The sequence below is a fragment of the Gemmatimonadota bacterium genome, from assembly GCA_009841265.1.
GTDB lineage: Bacteria > JAAXHH01 > JAAXHH01 > JAAXHH01 > JAAXHH01 > JAAXHH01.
Genome location: VXMB01000009.1, coordinates 1286587 through 1303517 on the forward strand (window position 1 = coordinate 1286587; position 16931 = coordinate 1303517).

The 16931-nt window shown below is 65.3% G+C and carries 13 protein-coding genes; 9 read left to right on the forward strand and 4 right to left on the reverse strand.

The annotated features are described in order from the left end of the window. Positions 1-27: 27 nt before the first annotated feature. The 4 genes from F4X08_10445 to hisA are packed head-to-tail and all read right to left on the reverse strand — an operon-like array spanning position 28 to position 6557. Positions 28-1161 carry an ArgE/DapE family deacylase gene (locus F4X08_10445; GenBank protein MYD26220.1) on the reverse strand — a complete coding sequence of 378 codons (1134 nt, stop codon included), beginning with the start codon at positions 1159-1161 and terminating at the stop codon, positions 28-30. After that, positions 1161-4103 (reverse strand): response regulator, encoded by a 2943-nt coding sequence (locus F4X08_10450; GenBank protein MYD26221.1) that lies wholly within the window; start codon positions 4101-4103, stop codon positions 1161-1163. The genes F4X08_10445 and F4X08_10450 overlap by 1 nt, the downstream gene beginning before the upstream one ends. A 34-nt stretch (positions 4104-4137) precedes the next feature. Continuing rightward, entirely contained in the window at positions 4138-5784 is a 1647-nt protein-coding gene (locus F4X08_10455) for a response regulator (protein ID MYD26222.1), read from the reverse strand. Between the two features lie 2 nt (positions 5785-5786). Next, positions 5787-6557 carry a 1-(5-phosphoribosyl)-5-[(5-phosphoribosylamino)methylideneamino]imidazole-4-carboxamide isomerase gene (gene hisA / locus F4X08_10460; GenBank protein ID MYD26223.1) on the reverse strand — a complete coding sequence of 257 codons (771 nt, stop codon included), beginning with the start codon at positions 6555-6557 and terminating at the stop codon, positions 5787-5789. Positions 6558-6710: 153 nt separating this feature from the next. On the opposite strand from hisA, the gene F4X08_10465 reads away from it, so the two are divergent. The 9 genes from F4X08_10465 (at position 6711) to folK (ending at position 16927) form a co-directional block, all read left to right on the forward strand. Beyond that, positions 6711-8246 (forward strand): CCA tRNA nucleotidyltransferase, encoded by a 1536-nt coding sequence (locus F4X08_10465; protein ID MYD26224.1) that lies wholly within the window; start codon positions 6711-6713, stop codon positions 8244-8246. Between the two features lie 60 nt (positions 8247-8306). Further along, the gene (locus tag F4X08_10470) at positions 8307-9887 is read left to right on the forward strand and encodes an NAD(P)H-hydrate dehydratase (GenBank protein ID MYD26225.1); all 1581 of its coding nucleotides are present in this window, start codon (positions 8307-8309) and stop codon (positions 9885-9887) included. A 13-nt stretch (positions 9888-9900) separates the two neighbouring features. Next, positions 9901-10779, forward strand: a complete 879-nt coding sequence (nadC, locus tag F4X08_10475; GenBank protein ID MYD26226.1) for a carboxylating nicotinate-nucleotide diphosphorylase — start codon at positions 9901-9903, stop codon at positions 10777-10779. Between the two features lie 5 nt (positions 10780-10784). Further along, positions 10785-11642 (forward strand): biotin--[acetyl-CoA-carboxylase] ligase, encoded by an 858-nt coding sequence (locus F4X08_10480; protein MYD26227.1) that lies wholly within the window; start codon positions 10785-10787, stop codon positions 11640-11642. A gap of 170 nt (positions 11643-11812) precedes the next feature. Then, entirely contained in the window at positions 11813-12664 is an 852-nt protein-coding gene (locus F4X08_10485) for a bile acid:sodium symporter family protein (GenBank protein ID MYD26228.1), read from the forward strand. A gap of 274 nt (positions 12665-12938) precedes the next feature. Then, the gene (groL, locus tag F4X08_10490; GenBank protein MYD26229.1) at positions 12939-14561 is read left to right on the forward strand and encodes a chaperonin GroEL; all 1623 of its coding nucleotides are present in this window, start codon (positions 12939-12941) and stop codon (positions 14559-14561) included. A gap of 158 nt (positions 14562-14719) precedes the next feature. Then, positions 14720-15967: an aminotransferase class I/II-fold pyridoxal phosphate-dependent enzyme gene (locus F4X08_10495; GenBank protein ID MYD26230.1), complete on the forward strand. Its 1248-nt coding sequence runs from the start codon at positions 14720-14722 to the stop codon at positions 15965-15967. Positions 15968-15980: 13 nt separating this feature from the next. Next, on the forward strand, positions 15981-16355 hold the full coding sequence (gene folB / locus F4X08_10500) for a dihydroneopterin aldolase (GenBank protein ID MYD26231.1): 375 nt from the start codon (positions 15981-15983) through the stop codon (positions 16353-16355). Between the two features lie 77 nt (positions 16356-16432). Further along, the gene (gene folK, locus F4X08_10505; protein ID MYD26232.1) at positions 16433-16927 is read left to right on the forward strand and encodes a 2-amino-4-hydroxy-6-hydroxymethyldihydropteridine diphosphokinase; all 495 of its coding nucleotides are present in this window, start codon (positions 16433-16435) and stop codon (positions 16925-16927) included. Positions 16928-16931: the final 4 nt, after the last annotated feature.

Genomic DNA, 16931 nt, shown 5'->3' on the forward strand with positions numbered 1-16931 from the left:
AAGGGCTCGCATCGCGCCGGGCGCCGGTCATGCGCAGTATGTTTTAGTTACTTCCGTGAGGACCTCGGCACAGGCTTCGATCGACGCAACGTCCACCCATTCGTTATCCCCGTGAAAATCGCCTCCCGCCGGGCCGTAGATTACCGTCGGGATCGAGCGTTCGCTCAGCAGCGCGGCGTCCATCCAGCCCGCACTTCCGGAGACACGGGGCCTGCGGCCGGATGTCCGCGCGGCGACCGTCCTGACCAGTTCAACGATCTCATGACCGGCATCGATCGAGAACGGCCGACGTTCGAAAGTCAGATCGATCGTGGCCTGAAAACCCGGATCGGCCCGGCGGCATCCTACGGCAATGTCTTCCAGCTCGGCGATCACGCTCCGTGCCGTCTCTCCCGGGACCGTGCGCCTTTCCACGCCCAGGCGGCACGTCGCGGGATAGCTTGACATCTCGCGGCCGCCGTCGATGACCGATGCATGCACCGATCCGGAACCGAGCAGCGAATCTCCGGTTCGTTGTTCCAGTTCGGCCTGAAGATCCTCGAGCCCCCGGAGAAACGCCCCCATCTTCGTGATGGCGTCCAGCCCATCTTCCGGCCTGGAGCCGTGGGCGGCGCGGCCGTGCGTGGTGACATCCGCCCAGACGAAACCCTTGTGCGCGACCAGGACATCTCCGTTGGTGGGTTCGGTCACGATGGCCGCATCGGCCGTCACGCCGCTGTCCAGAACAGCCGTGGTACCGACGCTGTAGGCCTCTTCGTCGGAGACGGCCGTCATGATCACGTCCCCTCTCAGATCCATGGTCCGCGCGCTGGCCACTACAGCCATCATCGCGGCGACGGAAGCCTTCATGTCGCCGGCGCCGCGGCCGTACATCCTGCCCTCTTCGACCCTCGGACGGAAGGGGTCGTCCATGCCGTCCACGCCGACCGTATCGAGATGACCGTTCAGGATGAGCGAGCGGCCGCCACCCGTTCCCCGCGCGACGGCAACCACGCTGGGACGTCCGTCCGCATCCACGATCCGCACGTCGAGGGACCGGTCCCGGCACCAGTCCGCAACGAAGGCGGCGATTTCACGCTCGCCCGCGGCGGTCGGTGACAGCGTGGGATTCGTCGAGTCGATCGAAACGAGTTTAGCGGTGAGTTCCTGAAGCGTGCCCATCAGTTTCCACTCCCGGCCTGCAGTTTCGCTTCGGCGACGCGTTCCGCGAGGACCGGCTTCAACCGGTCCAGTTCATGGGCGAGCGTCGACAAAGCCTCTTCCGCATGATCCAGGTCGCTGTCCCTTCCCATCTTCTCCAGGCGCTGGGCTGCGTCGACGACGGCGTCGGCCTTGAAAACACCGGCGGAGCCCTTCAACGTATGGGCATGCCGTCTCACGTCGGCGGCGTTCCCCGCATCAACCGCTTCGCGGATGCCGGCCTCGAGCCCCGGGCACTCGGCCAGGAAGAGTCCGGCCAGTTCGGCGATCACGGCCTCGTTCCCGCCCACCTGCGCAACGGCATTTTCCCAATCGACGGGCGCGGCATCCGAAGCCACGCCCTCCGAATCCTGTATCGGTGGGAGATCCTCTCTTGGCCCTGCAGGCATTCCCTCCACCGCCGCGTACAGCAACCGGGCCTGGATGGGCTTGGACAGGTAATCGTCCATCCCGGCCTCCAGGCACCGCTCCCGGTCGCCGCTCATGGCGTGGGCCGTCATGGCGACGATGGGGATATGTTCGCTGCCCGTTTCCAGGCCGCGAATGGTCCGCGTCGCCTCCAGTCCATCCATCTCGGGCATCTGCACGTCCATCAGGACCAGGTCGAAGGCGCCGGCCTCGAACCGCTCGACCGCTTCCCGGCCGTTGTTTGCCACGGTGACCGCGTGGCCCCTGGATTCCAGCATGAGGACCGCGACGCGCTGGTTCACGACGCCGTCCTCGGCCAGGAGGATGCGCCGCGGCACCACTCCTTCGGACAAGCCGCCGGCGCCCTCTTCCAGCGCGGGAGCGCACGTGCCGGCCACGATATCCATGATGGCGTTCAGCAGGTCGGACTGCTTGACCGGTTTGCTCACCGTACAGGCGATCCCGACGTAATCGCCGATCCCGGGGTCGGCCCGCTGTCCGGCGGAGACCAGCAGGATGACGCCGAGGTCCCTTCCTTCGGCACACCGGTTGATTTCCCGGATGAGCCCGTGTTCTTCCATTTCCGGCATGGTTTCGTCCAGCAGGACCAGCCGGATGGCCTCCCCGTCATCGCCGGTAAGGGCGGCGAGGGCTTCCACTCCGGTGCCGGCTTCCATAGTCTGCATGGACCATTCGGCCAGCATGTCGATCAAGAACCCCCGATTGGTGGGATGGTCGTCGACCACGAGTACCCGCAGGCCGGTCAACGGCCCGGCGTCCACCACCGGCTTTTCCACCGCATCGCGACGTTTCTGCATTTCGACGGTAAAATGGAAGGTGCTTCCCCGGCCTGCTTCGCTTTCGACCCAGATGCGGCCGTTCATCATGGCGGTCAATTGCGCGCAGATGGCCAGTCCCAGGCCCGTTCCGCCGTACTTCCGCGACATGGAACTGTCCGCCTGGCTGAAGACGTCGAAGATCAGCTGCTGCTTGTCTTCCGGTATGCCGATGCCGGTGTCGGCCACCGCGCAGGCCAGCGTCACGGTTTCCTCCGATTCCGAGGCCAGCGACATGGAAAGGACCACTTCTCCCGCTTCCGTGAACTTGATGGCGTTTCCGACCAGGTTGATCACGATCTGGCTCAACCGTCCCGGGTCGCCCACGAGCTGGTCGGGCAAGTCGGGAGCGACCCGGTACGCCAGTTCGAGGCCCTTTTCCGTGGCGGGGATCGACATGGCCTGCACGGTATTGGCGATGCGCTCCCGCAGTTCGAAGGGGATCGATTCGAGTTCCAGGCGGCCCGCCTCGATCTTCGAGAAGTCCAGGATATCGTTCAACAGGCCCTGGAGCGATTCCGTGGACTGATCGATGAGCCGCATGAACTCCCGCTGCCGGGAAGTGAGGTCGGTATGCAGCATGAGCTGGGTCATACCGGTGATCCCGTTGATCGGCGTGCGGATTTCGTGGCTCATGTTGGCGAGAAACTCGCTCTTGGCCCGGCTGGCCTCCTCGGCGGACTCCTTGGCTTCCTGGAGTTCCCCCTGGAAGAGCACCATGTCGTGGGTCGTCTGCTCCAGCAGGGCGTTCTGCCGGTGCAGTTCGTGAGCCATTCGCGTGCGTTCCGCGTCGATCTGCCCGATCGAGCGGGCGTTCCACCAGATCAGGATATTGAAGGCTATCACGTTACAGACCACAAAGATCGAATGGCCGAACTCCACACCGTAGAACCCCGCCCTCTCTCCCTGGAACTGGAGCCAGCCCAGGATGATTGGAATGAGAAAGGCCGCCGGGAGCAAACGGCGGGCCATGAGGCCGCCGGCCGTGGCGCTGACCAGCGTGGCGGCCGGTTCGCGGCGGGGACGCGCGCAGAATATGCCGACGCACACGACGCCGAAACCCAGCGCGGTGTTCAGGGATATGGGGATCACGCCGGAAACCCGGTACAGGACCATGGTGCTGTAGATCGCACCGGCCAGGGACAGCAGGGCAATGATCCCGGCGTTCATGACGCAGACGTGGGACAGCCAGTGTCTCGGCCCGCGCAGGTCGAGGAGCAGGAGCGCGAGACCCACCAGCATGAAGGTGAAGGCGGTGTGCGGCGCCATGCGGCTACCGCTCAGGGACGCCGCGAAGAGCCACTGGTCGATCCCCCTGCCGCCAACGTCCACGTCGAACAGCTTGACGGCCCCCAGCGCCATGAGGAGACCCGCGCCGGCGAAACCCGTCCAGCGGCGATATGCCGAAGCGTTCCTCGGCAGCAAGGCGCACAACGTGGCGCCGGCCAGCAGAAAGGCGGCGGCCGTGAGCGGATTCATGGGGACCCGACCGGGGTTGACCAGACCCCGCAGGACGGCAAGATCGAACTGCCAGCCGGCGAGCACGAGCACCGAGCACGCGATGACGATCACGCTGCACAGGTAGGCGGCTTTCTGCAACAACCGCACCCAGGCCGCGTCGATCTCCGTCGAAGACGCGTTGGTTTCCGTTGAAGCCATGGCCTACCTCCCGGTCAACGCCGGCCGGCGTTCGTCAGGGGAAGATCCCCCGGAGGAGTTTCGCCTGGGTCACCCGGCTGATCCCCTCGATCAACGCCGCGGTACGCATGTCGACCTTGTCTTCGGCCGCCCGGTGGACGGTCCTTCCGAAGGCGTCGATGAGGATGGTGTGCAACCTGCCGTTGATCTCCTCGAGCGTCCACATGTAGTTCTGCGTATCCTGCACCCATTCGAAGTACGAGACGGTCACGCCACCGGCGTTGCCCAGGACGTCCGGCAGGATGAAGACGTCCTTTTCCCCGAGGATCTCGTCGGCCTCGAGCGTGGTGGGTCCGTTGGCCCCTTCCGCGAGAAGCCTGCACTTCAACCGGTCCGCGTTGTCGCCGGTGATCTGGTTCTGCAGCGCAGCCGGGGCGAGGATGTCGCAGGGCAGTTCGAGCAGTTCCTGGTTGGTGACTTCGTCGGCCTCGGGATAGCCTTTCAGGAAACGGTTTTCCTCGCAGTACTTGAAGACGTCCTCCAGCGACAGTCCGTTGGCGTTGTAGATCCCGGTGGTGACGTCGCTTACCGCGACCACCCTGACCCCGCCTTCATCCAGGAAGCGCGCCGTGTTGCTGCCCACGTTGCCGAAGCCCTGGACCACCGCCGTGGCGCCGTCCAGGGACATGCCCATGTGCTTCGCGGCCGCCTCGATCAGGTAGACCAGGCCGCGGCCGGTGGCTTCGCGGCGTCCCAGGGACCCACCCAGCACGACCGGCTTGCCGGTGACGACGCCCGGCACCGTGTAGCCCGCCTGCTGGCTGTACGTATCCATGATCCAGGCCATGACCTGCTCGTCGGTGCCCATGTCCGGGGCGGGGATGTCCTTGTCCGGTCCGATGATGTCGATGATTTCCGACGTAAAGCGGCGGGTGAGGCGCTGCAACTCCCGGCGGGACAGGTCGGTCGGGTCGATCCGGACGCCGCCCTTGGCGCCGCCGAAGGGCAGATTGATCAGCGCGCATTTCCAGGTCATCCACATGGCCAGGGCGGAGACCTCCCCCAGGTTCACATCCTCGTGGTAGCGGATGCCGCCCTTGGTCGGGCCCATGGTGAGCAGGTGCTGCACCCGGTATCCGAAAACGTTTTCCACAAGATGGTATTCGTCCCGGCGAAAGGGGAGCGTCACGATATGGGTCCGCTGGGGAAAGAGCAGACGTTCCCGGATGTTCTCGTCCAGTCCCATGATCTGCGCCGCCTTGAGAAACTGCTGCTGGGCCAGTTTGAACATGACCGAATCCCATTCGCCGCTACGCGCGCGCACGCGTTCGATAGCGTAATGGATGGACCGGGAGAGCAGGGTCGTGTTGGCCTGGGTCTTCACGATGTAGTCCTGGGCGCCCGATTCCACGGCCGTGGCGGCCAGGGAAACGTCGTCGAGCCCGGTCAGTATGATGACCGGCAGGTCCGGCGCGGCCGCCCGGACGCTGTGAAGCGTGTCGAGATCGGCGCTGTCGGGAAGGACAAGGTCCAGCAGCACCACGTCGAAGGACGTCTCCCCGATCAGGTCCAGCCCTTCCCGGAGCGTCCCGGCGACGTGTAGCCGGGTCGTAAGCCGGCTGGATTCCATGTAGTGGCGAATCAGCTGCACGTGCACGGGGTTGTCTTCGATCATCAGGACTTCGACGGTGTTTTCCGGCATGTTTACTCTCCAGAGTCCTGCGCGCCAGGATCCGGCGCGCCAGGGGCAGACTGGTATTTGCGCACGGCTTCCGACAGATCGATCGTTCCTTCGTACAGGGATTTCCCGAGCACCACCCCTTCCAGGCCGTCCGCGGCGGCCCCGGAGGCCCGTTCGAGGTCTTCCAGCGTGGCCACGCCCCCCGACGCGATCACCCGCAATCCGCTCTCACGGGCCAGGCGCGCCGTCGAACCGGTGTTCAGTCCGTTCATCGTACCGTCCCGGTCGATGTCCGTGTAAACGATCCTGCGGATCCCGGCTTCCTTCATGGCCTCCGCCAGTTCGAGGGATGAACAGGACCCGCCGGACGTCCAGCCGCTGACCGCGACCCGTCCCGCCCTGGCGTCGATGCCGACGACGATGCGTTCCGGTCCCCACGCCTCCACCACCTGCCGCACCATGTCGGGACGCTCCACGGCCGCCGTGCCCAGGATGACGCGGCGCACCCCCAGCGCCAGCCAGGCCTCCACGGCCTCGGGCGTACGGATGCCCCCGCCCAGCTGTACCGGCATATCGGATTGTTCCAGGATGGCGACGACACTCGTCCGGTTGCCCGCATCGCCGGTGAACGCGCCGTCCAGGTCGACGACGTGCAGGTAGGTCGCGCCCTGCGATTTCCATTTCAATGCGACGTCCGCCGGGGAATCACCGTACACCGTTTCGTGGTCGCGCATTCCCTTGACGAGGCGGACGCATCGCCCCTGTCTGATGTCGATGGCGGGGTAGAGTTGCATCTGGAATCATCACCCTCCGAAGCCCTGTCCGACGGCACGCTTTCGAACCGCGCGTCCTGTGCTAAAGATGGACCGTAAAGCGCCGGCCTGTCAACCGACAAATCCCTTGACATGGATAACTCGGGCCCATAGTTTTCGGTGGAATCCGGCTCGATGGCTACCGGGTGTCCCGGCCCATGTTGCGCCGGTTCCCCGTGCGGTGGCCGACTTCCCCTCCGACCCCACGACCCCACGCCTTTCGAATACCCGATGTCAGCCTTTGTCGATCCTGTTCAGCCCCTGTTGAAGGCCCATAGGCGACTGGCCTCCGATCTGGCCGACCTGTGCCGGGAAGTGAATCACGAAGTCTATCTCGTGGGCGGTTCCGTGCGGGATGCCGTCCTGGGCCGCACAGTACGGGACCTGGACCTTACGCTCGCGGCGGACGGACTGGCGCTGGGACGGAAACTGGCGGACCGCCTGCGGTGTCCCTTCGTGCCGCTCGACGATACGGACCGAACCGGGCGCGTCGTGTTGCGGCGCCGGTTCACGATCGATATATCGTCCTTCAAGGGCGATTCCCTGGAGGCGGATCTCCGCAAGCGGGATTTCACCATCAACGCCATGGCCGTCCGCCTGGCGGACCTGCTGGACGGCCGACCGTCGATCATCGATCCCCTGGGCGGCGCGTCCGACCTCGCAGCAGGGAAGCTCAAGGCCGTTTCCGAAGCGTCCTTTCGCGACGACCCGCTACGCGTATTGAGGGCGTTCCGGCTTGCCGGCCAGTTCGGCCTGGACATCACGCCCCGTACCGAGACGTGGATCGCGGCATGCGACGAAGACCTGCGGGAGGTTTCGGGAGAACGCCTGCTTTACGAACTGTCCTTGATCATGGGGAGGCGACGCACGTCGGATCGGGTGTCCGCCATGATCCGCTCCGGCGTGTTCGCGTCGCTCTTTCCCGGGTGGATGGGAACGTCGTCGGCATCGGTGTCTCATCGGCTGGAACGGACGGACCGGCTTATCGCACGGGACGTTTGCATGGAGGATCAGGGACTTTACACCCATCTTACCGGTTACGAAGCTAAAATGGCGGGCGACCGGACCAGCCTGTGGATCCTCCGATTCGCCAGCCTCGTGCTGTGCGGTATCAGGGCTGGCGGTGCGGCTGGCGGTGCGGACGGGGCTCCTGACCGGATTGAAGGTGCGACGGTTACGACGGAACCGGCCCTCGACCGGGTCGAAGGCGCGGCCGACCGGTTGAGGCTGAGCAAGCGGGAAAGGCAGGCGCTCCACCAACTGGTGTTCGGGGCGTTGAGACTGCTCGAAGGGACCGCTCCAGGGGAACCGGATGACGAAGCACTCTGCCGGATTTTGCGCGGGTCGAAATACGATACCCCCGGCGCGGCGCTCCTCGCCATTGCGCACGGACCGGACGAGGGAAGCGCGGCGGGCGGCAGGATCGCGAAGGCCGCGCGCCGGCTCCTGCGGCTTTACACCCGGCACCGGAACCTGCGGGCGAAGGGCCTGATCTTGAACGGCGCGGATATCATGGACGACCTGGGCCTGACCGAGGGGCCGGAGGTCGGCCGCTTGCTGGATAAGCTTGAAACGATCCAGACCATACATGATATTCGGACCAGGGAACAAGCCCGGAAGCTACTTTACGAAGATGCCGCGGATGGCTTGGCCGGCGCGGAAAGTGCATAGCGCGGAAGGCTGAACCGGCGCGGAAGGGGCATAGCGCGGTCCGGACTGCGAGTTTTGACCATGAAGCTCTGTACCACCCTTCAGATGCGTTCGATCGACCGTCGCACCATCGAAGACTACGGCCTGTCCGGTTATGAGCTGATGGAAAGGGCGGGCTGCCGGGTGGCGGAAATCGCGAAGCAGCTCCTGGAGGGCGTGGCCGGCAAGACAGTCGCCGTAGTGTGCGGAAAGGGGAACAACGGGGGGGACGGATTCGTGGCCGCCCGATATCTCCATCTGTGGGGCGCTACGGTCATCTGCCACGTGCTCGCCGCCAGGCCGGCCCTGCCGGTCGACGCTAAGAAGCACCTGGAACGGCTCGAGGAAACCGGCCTGGTTCCTGACTTCCGGCCCGACGGTCCGCTCGAATTGCCCGGCCAGCCCGGACGGCCCCCTGCGCTGATCATCGACGCGCTCCTCGGCACCGGGTTGAAGGGACCGCCGCGCGATCCATACGGCGCCGCCATCGCGGTGATCAACCTCAGCTCATCTCCTGTGCTCTCCGTCGACACCCCGTCGGGCCTGGCGCCCTGCTGCGGAAGTCCGCAGTCCCGTCCCCGTGAGGAATGGACCTGCGTGCGCGCCGACCATACGCTTGCGATCGGCCTGATTAAAGTCGACCTGGCTACCTTTCCCGGCCGTTCCTGGTGCGGCGCCCTGGAAGTCGCGGACATCGGCTTTCCCGACCGTGCCGTAGAGGCGGAGGGGTTGTATCTCTCCATGCCCGAGCGAAGCGAGATGGCCGGCCTGATCCCGGTTCACCGGCCCGGGGACCACAAGGGAAGCCGCGGAAAGGTCGCCGTCGTCGCCGGTTCGGCGGGCATGGCGGGAGCGGCGACGCTGGCTTCCCGCGCGGCCCTGCGCGGCGGCGCGGGCATGGTCATGCTCGGTGCGCCCGCGGGCCTGATGGATGCCCTGACGGCCAGACACACGGAAGTGATGCTTCGCGGCCTGCCCGAAACCGCCGAAGGATCGCTTTCTCTCGCGGCCGAGTCCGACATCGACGCCCTGCTCTCCTGGGCCGACGTGCTGGCCATCGGGCCGGGTCTCACGCGCCAACAGGAGACCTCCGCGCTGGTCCGCCGCGTCGTATCGAACAGCGAGCGGCCGGTCGTCATCGACGCCGACGGGGTAAACGCCTTCGCGGGTCAACCGGACGGCCTGGCCGGCACGGCACCGGAAGTCATCATGACGCCCCACGTGTTCGAGCTGTCCAGGCTGACCGGCATGGCCGCCGACGACATCGAGGCGGACCGGGTCGCGGCCGCGAGACAGGCCGCCGGTTCCCTGCAGGTCACCCTCGTGCTCAAAGGGGCCGCCTCGCTGGTGGCTTCCCCCGAGGGACAGGTCTCGGTGAATCCCACGGGGAACCCGGGGATGGCCACCGCCGGATCGGGCGACGTGCTGACCGGCCTCATCGCGGCCCTGCTCGGGCAGGGCCTCGGCGCATGGGACGCGGCCCGGCTGGGGGTATACCTCCACGGCCTGGCCGGCGATCTCGGCGCGGAGACCATGGGGCCGCACAGCCTGGTGGCCGGTGATCTCATCGACTATTTGCCCGGCGCGTTCCTGCATACGGGCGGGGGACGGGTTTCACCCTAGAAAGCAGGATTCCGTGGACACGAAATTCGACCCGGCGTCGCTTGAGGAAATCGTGGCCCGCGCCTTGCGGGAGGACGTGGGAGATGGCGACGTCACCACCGAGTGGACGCTGGCGACCGACGCTGTGGCCCGCGCCCAATTCGAGGCCGGGCAGCCCGGCATCGTGTCCGGCCTGTACCCTGCGTGTCTCACGTTCCGGGAGGTGGACCCCGGCCTGGAATTCCGGGCCCTGTTGACCGACGGCGACCAGGTGGAACCCGGCCAGCCTATCGCCGAAGTGCGGGGCGCCGCGCGGTCGGTACTCACCGCCGAACGAACGGCGCTCAATTTCATGCGCCACCTCTCCGGCATCGCATCCATGACCCGTCAATACGTCGATGCCGTGCGGAACACCGGCGCGCGCATCGTGGATACCCGCAAGACCACGCCCGGTCTCCGCGATCTGGAGAAAAGGGCCGTACTGCACGGCGGCGGAGACAATCACCGCCACGGCCTCTTCGACATGGTGCTGATCAAGGACAACCACATCGCCGCCGCGGGCGGCATCATCGCCGCGGTTCGCACCTGCAGATCGAATATGAAGCGATCGGGCAGGCGGTACGACATCGAAGTGGAGACGAGCGGCCTGGACCAGGTCGAAGAGGCCGTGCGCAGCGGTGCGGACTGGATCATGCTGGACAACATGAGCGATGCGGAAATGCAGACGGCGGTCGGCCGGATCCGAGCGCTGACCGCGGCGGATCAATCCATCGTGGTCGAAGCGTCGGGAGCGATCACGTTGGATCGGCTCACAGCGATCGCGAAGACCGGGGTAGACGTGATCTCCGTCGGCGCGCTGACCCATTCCGCGCCGGCGCTCGATATCGGCCTGAACGTGATGGCCTCCGACTGAAACGGATGTACCGGAACGGAACGACGATGAAGCCCCCGTGCCCGAGCGATGAGTTGGATGGATTCCAGGACCGGTACGACGCGGTCCGCATGCGCGCGAAGCTGTCATCACGGATCTTTGGCCGCGTTCTGGAATACCACGAACGGGTGGGGTCCACCAATGACGTGATCCTGGACATGGCCGAACAGGCCGCGCCCCATGGGACGGTCTGCCTTGCCGATGAGCAGTCGGCCGGCAGGGGCCGCCGCGGATACGGGTGGTTCTCGCCCCCCGGATGCGGTATCTGGGCTTCCGTCCTGCTCAGGCCCCGGCTGTCCGTGGCCCGGACCCCGCCGCTTACGTTGTGTGCCGCCGCGGCCGTGGCCCCCGTCCTGGAAACGGCCGCCGGCGTGTCCGTGGAAATCAAGTGGCCGAACGACCTGATCATGGGAGGACGCAAGGTCGCCGGCATCCTGGCCGAATCCCGCGTCGTGTCCGGTGACGAGCCGGTCATCGTGATCGGCATGGGGATCAACGTAAACCACACCCGTGGACAGTTTCCCGACGAGCTTTCCGCGTCCGCCACTTCGCTGCGCATCGAATCGGGCCGCCCCGTGAGTCGCGAGGACCTGTTCCTGGCCATCCTGGCCTCCCTGGAGTCCGCCTACGGAGACTACCTGGCATCCGGGCCCGCGTCTCTCCTTGCCGAAGTCGACGCCCGCCTCGCCTGGCAAGGGTTGACGGTCGAGGCCGACAGCCCTGCCGGATCCGCCGGGCGTGTATCCCACATCGATGAGGAGGGCGGCCTGGTGCTCGACCGACAGGACGGCGGCCCCCTTGTCATCCGTTCCGGATCCATCAGACTGCTTAGACTTCGTACGTAAATCCGGCGACCACTTTTGCGGCATAATTGGCATTGCGATTGAATGGCGGATCGAGGTAAATTGGATCAGCGGATTCGAAGTTCATCCCGTGCCTGATCGGCAGATTGCCGGCCATCTTCGCAGTCTGCCGCGCACGGGCGAAGTCGGCAATCGAAGGGAGACCAGGCTTCATGGGATTACTAATCGACGTCGCGCTGCCGCTGGCACTCGCCTTCATCATGCTCGGGCTTGGGCTCGGGCTCACCTTCGACGATTTCGCCCGGGTGGTGCGCCGGCCGCGCGACTTCGCGGTGGGTGCCTTCTCCCAGATCGTCCTGCTGCCGGCGGTTGCCTTCGTCCTCGCCAGCGTCTGGCCGATGGCGCCGGAACTCGCGTTGGGCCTGATGATCATCGCCGCCGCGCCGGGCGGTCCGACCTCCAATATCCTGACCGCGTTTGCGCGCGGCGATGTGGCGCTGTCGATCTCGCTGACCGCGGTGATCAGCCTGGCAAGCGTGATCACCATTCCGGCCATCGTGGTCTTCGCCTACGGGCAGTTCATCGGCGATTCGGCGGAGCAGGACATATCGGTCGCCGGCGCCGCACTCGGCGTTTTCCTGATCGTTGCCGTTCCGGTGCTGACCGGTCTTGTCATCCGCCGCATCGCGGAAGGCTTCGCTCTTCGGTTCGAACCAGCGGCCCGCAAGGTCTCTGCGGTGCTGTTGATGCTCGTACTCGCCGGCGCGATCTACGATCAACGCGCCAACCTCGTCCCCTATTTCGCGCAGGCCGGGCTGGTCACGCTCGTTCTCAACTTGCTGATGATGACCATCGCCTGGTTCCTCGCCCGGATGTTCACCTCCGGACCGACCCAGCGGACCGCCATTTCGATCGAATGCGGCATCCAGAACGGGACGCTCGCGATCGCGGTCGCGGTAATGCTGTTCGGCGGCGGGCTCGCGACCATGCCGGCGGCGACCTACAGCCTGATCATGTTCGCCACCGCGCTGATCTATATCGCCTTGCTGCGGCGGATCGTTTGACCGGGGTGCGGTCCTCCCGCGCCAGGGTGAGGAGCCGCGCAACGTCATATCACCGGCGAACGCCGGAAAACGCGCGCGCCGCAAATCAAAAAACACTTGCATCAACCAATGACCTTTCATATATTAGCAGACTGGACATTCGAGTGCTAATTACAGAATCACTACTTGTTGAATATACAAGTATTTAGTTGACTCAAAAAGTGCGTACAGCCAAGCTGTTCGCCTTGCTCAGAATCGCCCGGTTCCACCCGGCGAAACACAGGGGGTAGCAGAAGTGCCAGCAAAACAACTTTCATTCGACGCCGATGCCCGGCAGGCCCTCAAACGAGGGGTGGACGCCCTGGCTGACGCGGTCCGTGTCACCATGGGTCCCAAGGGACGTTGCGTCGTGCTCGACAAGAAATTCGGTTCGCCCACTTTCACGCTGGACGGCGTCACGGTGGCGAAGGAAATCGAGCTCGAGGACAACTACGAAAACATGGGCGCGCAGATGATCAAGGAAGCCGCGTCGAAGACGAGCGACGTGGCCGGCGACGGGACGACCACGGCCACCGTCCTCGCCCAGGCCATCTACGCGGAAGGCCTGCGGAACGTGACTTCCGGCGCCAATCCCATGGATCTGAAGCGGGGCATCGACAAGGCCGTATCCGCGGTGGTCGGTTCGATCGCTGAAATGTCGAAGGCCGTGGAAGGACGGAAGGAAATCTCCGAGACCGCTACCGTTTCGGCCCATGGCGACGCCACCATCGGCGACCTGATCGCGGACGCGATGGAAAAAGTGGGCAAGGACGGCGTCATCACGGTCGAAGAGGCCAAGAGCATGGAAACCTCCCTGGACGTCGTGGAGGGCATGCAGTTCGACCGCGGTTATCTGTCACCTTACTTCGTTACCGATTCCGAGTCCATGGAAGCGGTACTCGAGGACACGAAGATCCTGATTCACGACAAGAAGATCAGCGCCGTCAAGGATATCTATCCCGTCGTCGAGAAGATCGCCCAGAGCGGTTCCCCGCTGCTGATCATCGCCGAGGACATCGAGGGCGAGGCCCTTGCCCTGCTGGTGGTCAACAAGCTTCGCGGCACCCTGAAGGTCGCCGCGGTCAAGGCGCCCGGGTTCGGCGACCGGCGGAAGGCCATGCTCGAGGATATCTCCATCCTGACCGGCGGTACGGTCATCTCCGAGGACGCCGGCTTCAAGCTGGAAAACGTGACCGTGGGCGACCTGGGTACGGCCAAGCGCGTCAACCTCGACAAAGACAACACGACGATCGTCGAAGGCGCCGGCGGCACCGACGCGATCCAGGGACGCATCAACCAGATCCGCGCCCAGATCGAGGAGACCACCTCCGATTACGACCGGGAGAAGCTGCAGGAACGTCTGGCCAAGCTGGCGGGCGGCGTGGCGGTCATCAACGTGGGCGCCGCGACGGAAGCCGAGATGAAGGAAAAGAAGGCACGGGTCGAAGACGCCCTCAACAACGCCAAGGCGGCCATCGAGGAAGGGGTCGTACCGGGCGGCGGCGTCACGTTCATCCGCGCGCTCTCCGCGCTGGACAACGGACTGGATACCGAGGGTGACGAAACCGTCGGCGCCGGCATCGTGCGCAAGGCGCTCGAGGCGCCCGTTAGGCAGCTGGCGGAAAACGCCGGCCTGGAGGGTTCCATCATCCTGCAGAAGATCCGGGAAGGCGAAGGCGGATTCGGTTACAACTTCGAATCCGATACCTACGGCGACATGTCCGAAACGGGCGTGATCGAGCCCGCCAAGGTCTCCCGCGTAGCGCTGCAGCACGCCGCGAGCATCGCCGGCCTGCTGCTGACCACCGAAGCGCTGGTGGCTGAACTCCCCGAAGACACCCCGCCTCCGGCCATGCCCCACGGCGGCGGCATGTACTAAGCGGGACGCTTCGAAAAGGAACCGGTCCCCGACCGGTTGCAGGTAAACCCCCGGTGGCTTCACCGGGGGTTTTCTCTTGCTACGGCCGGTCGCCGATTCTATATTTCCCCGAGACCGAACGGCGGATAGGGAGACAGGTCCTGGGCGACGGAGCGACCATGAGAAACCCGGTGATAATAGAACGCGCGGAACGGCTTCACCAGATCCCGCTGAACCGGCCCCTGGAACATTCACGATACCTCAGAAGACTGGCCGCCAGGGGGATCGAGCCCATAGATCTGACCACGGGCATCGACGACCTTCCCCCGGGACAGGCTGCCATTGAAAGGGCATCCGACTCCGTTCCGGCCACCGGTGGTCGGGGCGGCCCAGGCGGTCCGGAAGTACCGGCCGAGTCATCCCGGCTCACAGGCGCCGAGTTCCGCAGGGCATTCAGCAACTGGTTCGCGTACCGGTTCGACGTGGAGATCGATCCGGACAGGCACGTCCTGCCCTTCGCGGGTTCGGCGGTCGGCCCGGCATGCGTGGCCATGGCGCTGGTCAACCCCGGTGAAACCGTGCTGGCGCCCGACCCCTCCCATCCGGCCTACCGGACAAGCGCCGTGCTGGCGAATGGACAGATCCAATCCTATCCCCTGCACGGACGAAACGATTTCCTCCCCAACCTGAAGCAGATCGAACCCCGGATCGCCGGGCAAGCAAAACTGATGTACGTCGGTTTTCCGAACGATCCGACCGGGGTCGTGGCGGACCATTCGTTCTTTCGGGAACTCATCGATTTTGCGCGCAGGCACAACATCATCGTCTGTCACGATGCGACGCAGCATTTTCTTACGTACGACGGGATCGAAGCCCCGAGCCTCCTGCAGACGCCCGGCGCGATGAACGTGGGCATCGAGCTGTTTTCCCTTTCCGTGCTGCCCGGGGGCATGTTCCGCGACCTGGGCGTGGCGGTGGGCAATCCTTCCGCGCTGGCCGCCATCTCCCAGTTGACCTCCCATCTGCATGCCCCGCTGCTGCCCGGCCTTCTCGCGTCCGCGGCCGCGGAGTTTCCCCGTCTGGACCGGCACGTGGAAGCCATGGTTTCCCGGTGCGGATCGCAAAGGGACCTGATGGTATCGGGGCTGCGGGACCTCGGCTGGCACCTGCCCGCGCCCGGCGGCGGACCTTACGTCTGGCTACCCGTGCCGCCCCGCTATTCCTCCGTACGATTCAGCATCCTGTTGCGCAAGGCGGGCGTGTTCGTCGTGCCCGGTGCATACCTGGGCGAATACGGCGAAGGATACGTCCGATTGGCCTTCAACGGCGACGAGTCGCAGATCCGTGAAGCGCTCGACCGCATCGACCGGCAGATGTCGCGGTTCCGTTTGCGCAAACGGGCGTTCCCCGCGGTCAGTCTGGCCTGAACGGTTCCTCCCCATGCCCGGAGACTGGATCAGCGTGCGGGGCATCCGCACATTCGGCCATCATGGCGTGACGGCCCGGGAACGGACGCTGGGACAGGTATTCGAAGCCCACGTCGCACTGCGCCTGGACCTGTCGGAGGCGTCCCGGACGGACCGCTTGTCCGATACCGTGGATTACGCGGACGTCTGCCGGCGCGTGGGACGCATTCTCGGCGGCGAGCCGTGCCGTCTGTTGGAGGCGGTCGCCGGACGGGTGGCGGACGAACTGCTCTCCGCCTACCCCCCTGTGGATCAGGTCGTGGTCAGACTGTGGAAGCCCGGTGTGGCCGCGAAATTGCCGCATTCGGGAACCCCCGGGGTCACCGTGCATCGTAGCAGGGAGGCGTGACGTACCGAACCGTGACGTACCGGACCGTGACGTACCCGGACCGTGACGTATCGGATCAGGCGAGCGCAAGGTGCGAAATGGCGTCTGTCGCGCTGGGACTGGGCAGCAACATCGGGGATCGCGTCGCAAGTTGCCGGCAGGCGCTATGCGAACTGGCCGGGCATAAGGCGATCCGGATCGTCAGGCGCTCGTCATGGTACGAGACGCGGCCGGTAGGCCACGCCGGCCAGCCCGACTTCGTCAACGGCGCGGCCCTTGTGGAGACCACGCTTGCTCCCTTGCGACTGCTCGAATTGCTCAAGGACGTCGAAACGCGCATGGGACGTTCCGTCACGTGGGAAAAAGGGCCCCGCGAAATCGATCTCGACCTGTTGCTCTACGACGACCTGGTACTCGGGCGGCCGGGTCTCGACATCCCCCATCCCGCCATGGCGCAACGGGCTTTCGTGCTCGTTCCCCTGGCGGAAATCCACCCGGACCTGGTCCACCCTATATACGGGCGGACCGTGTCCGACCTGCTGGATGACCTGAAACCCGTGAACCCTCTCGTCCGCTTTCTCGCCGAGCCGTAACCGG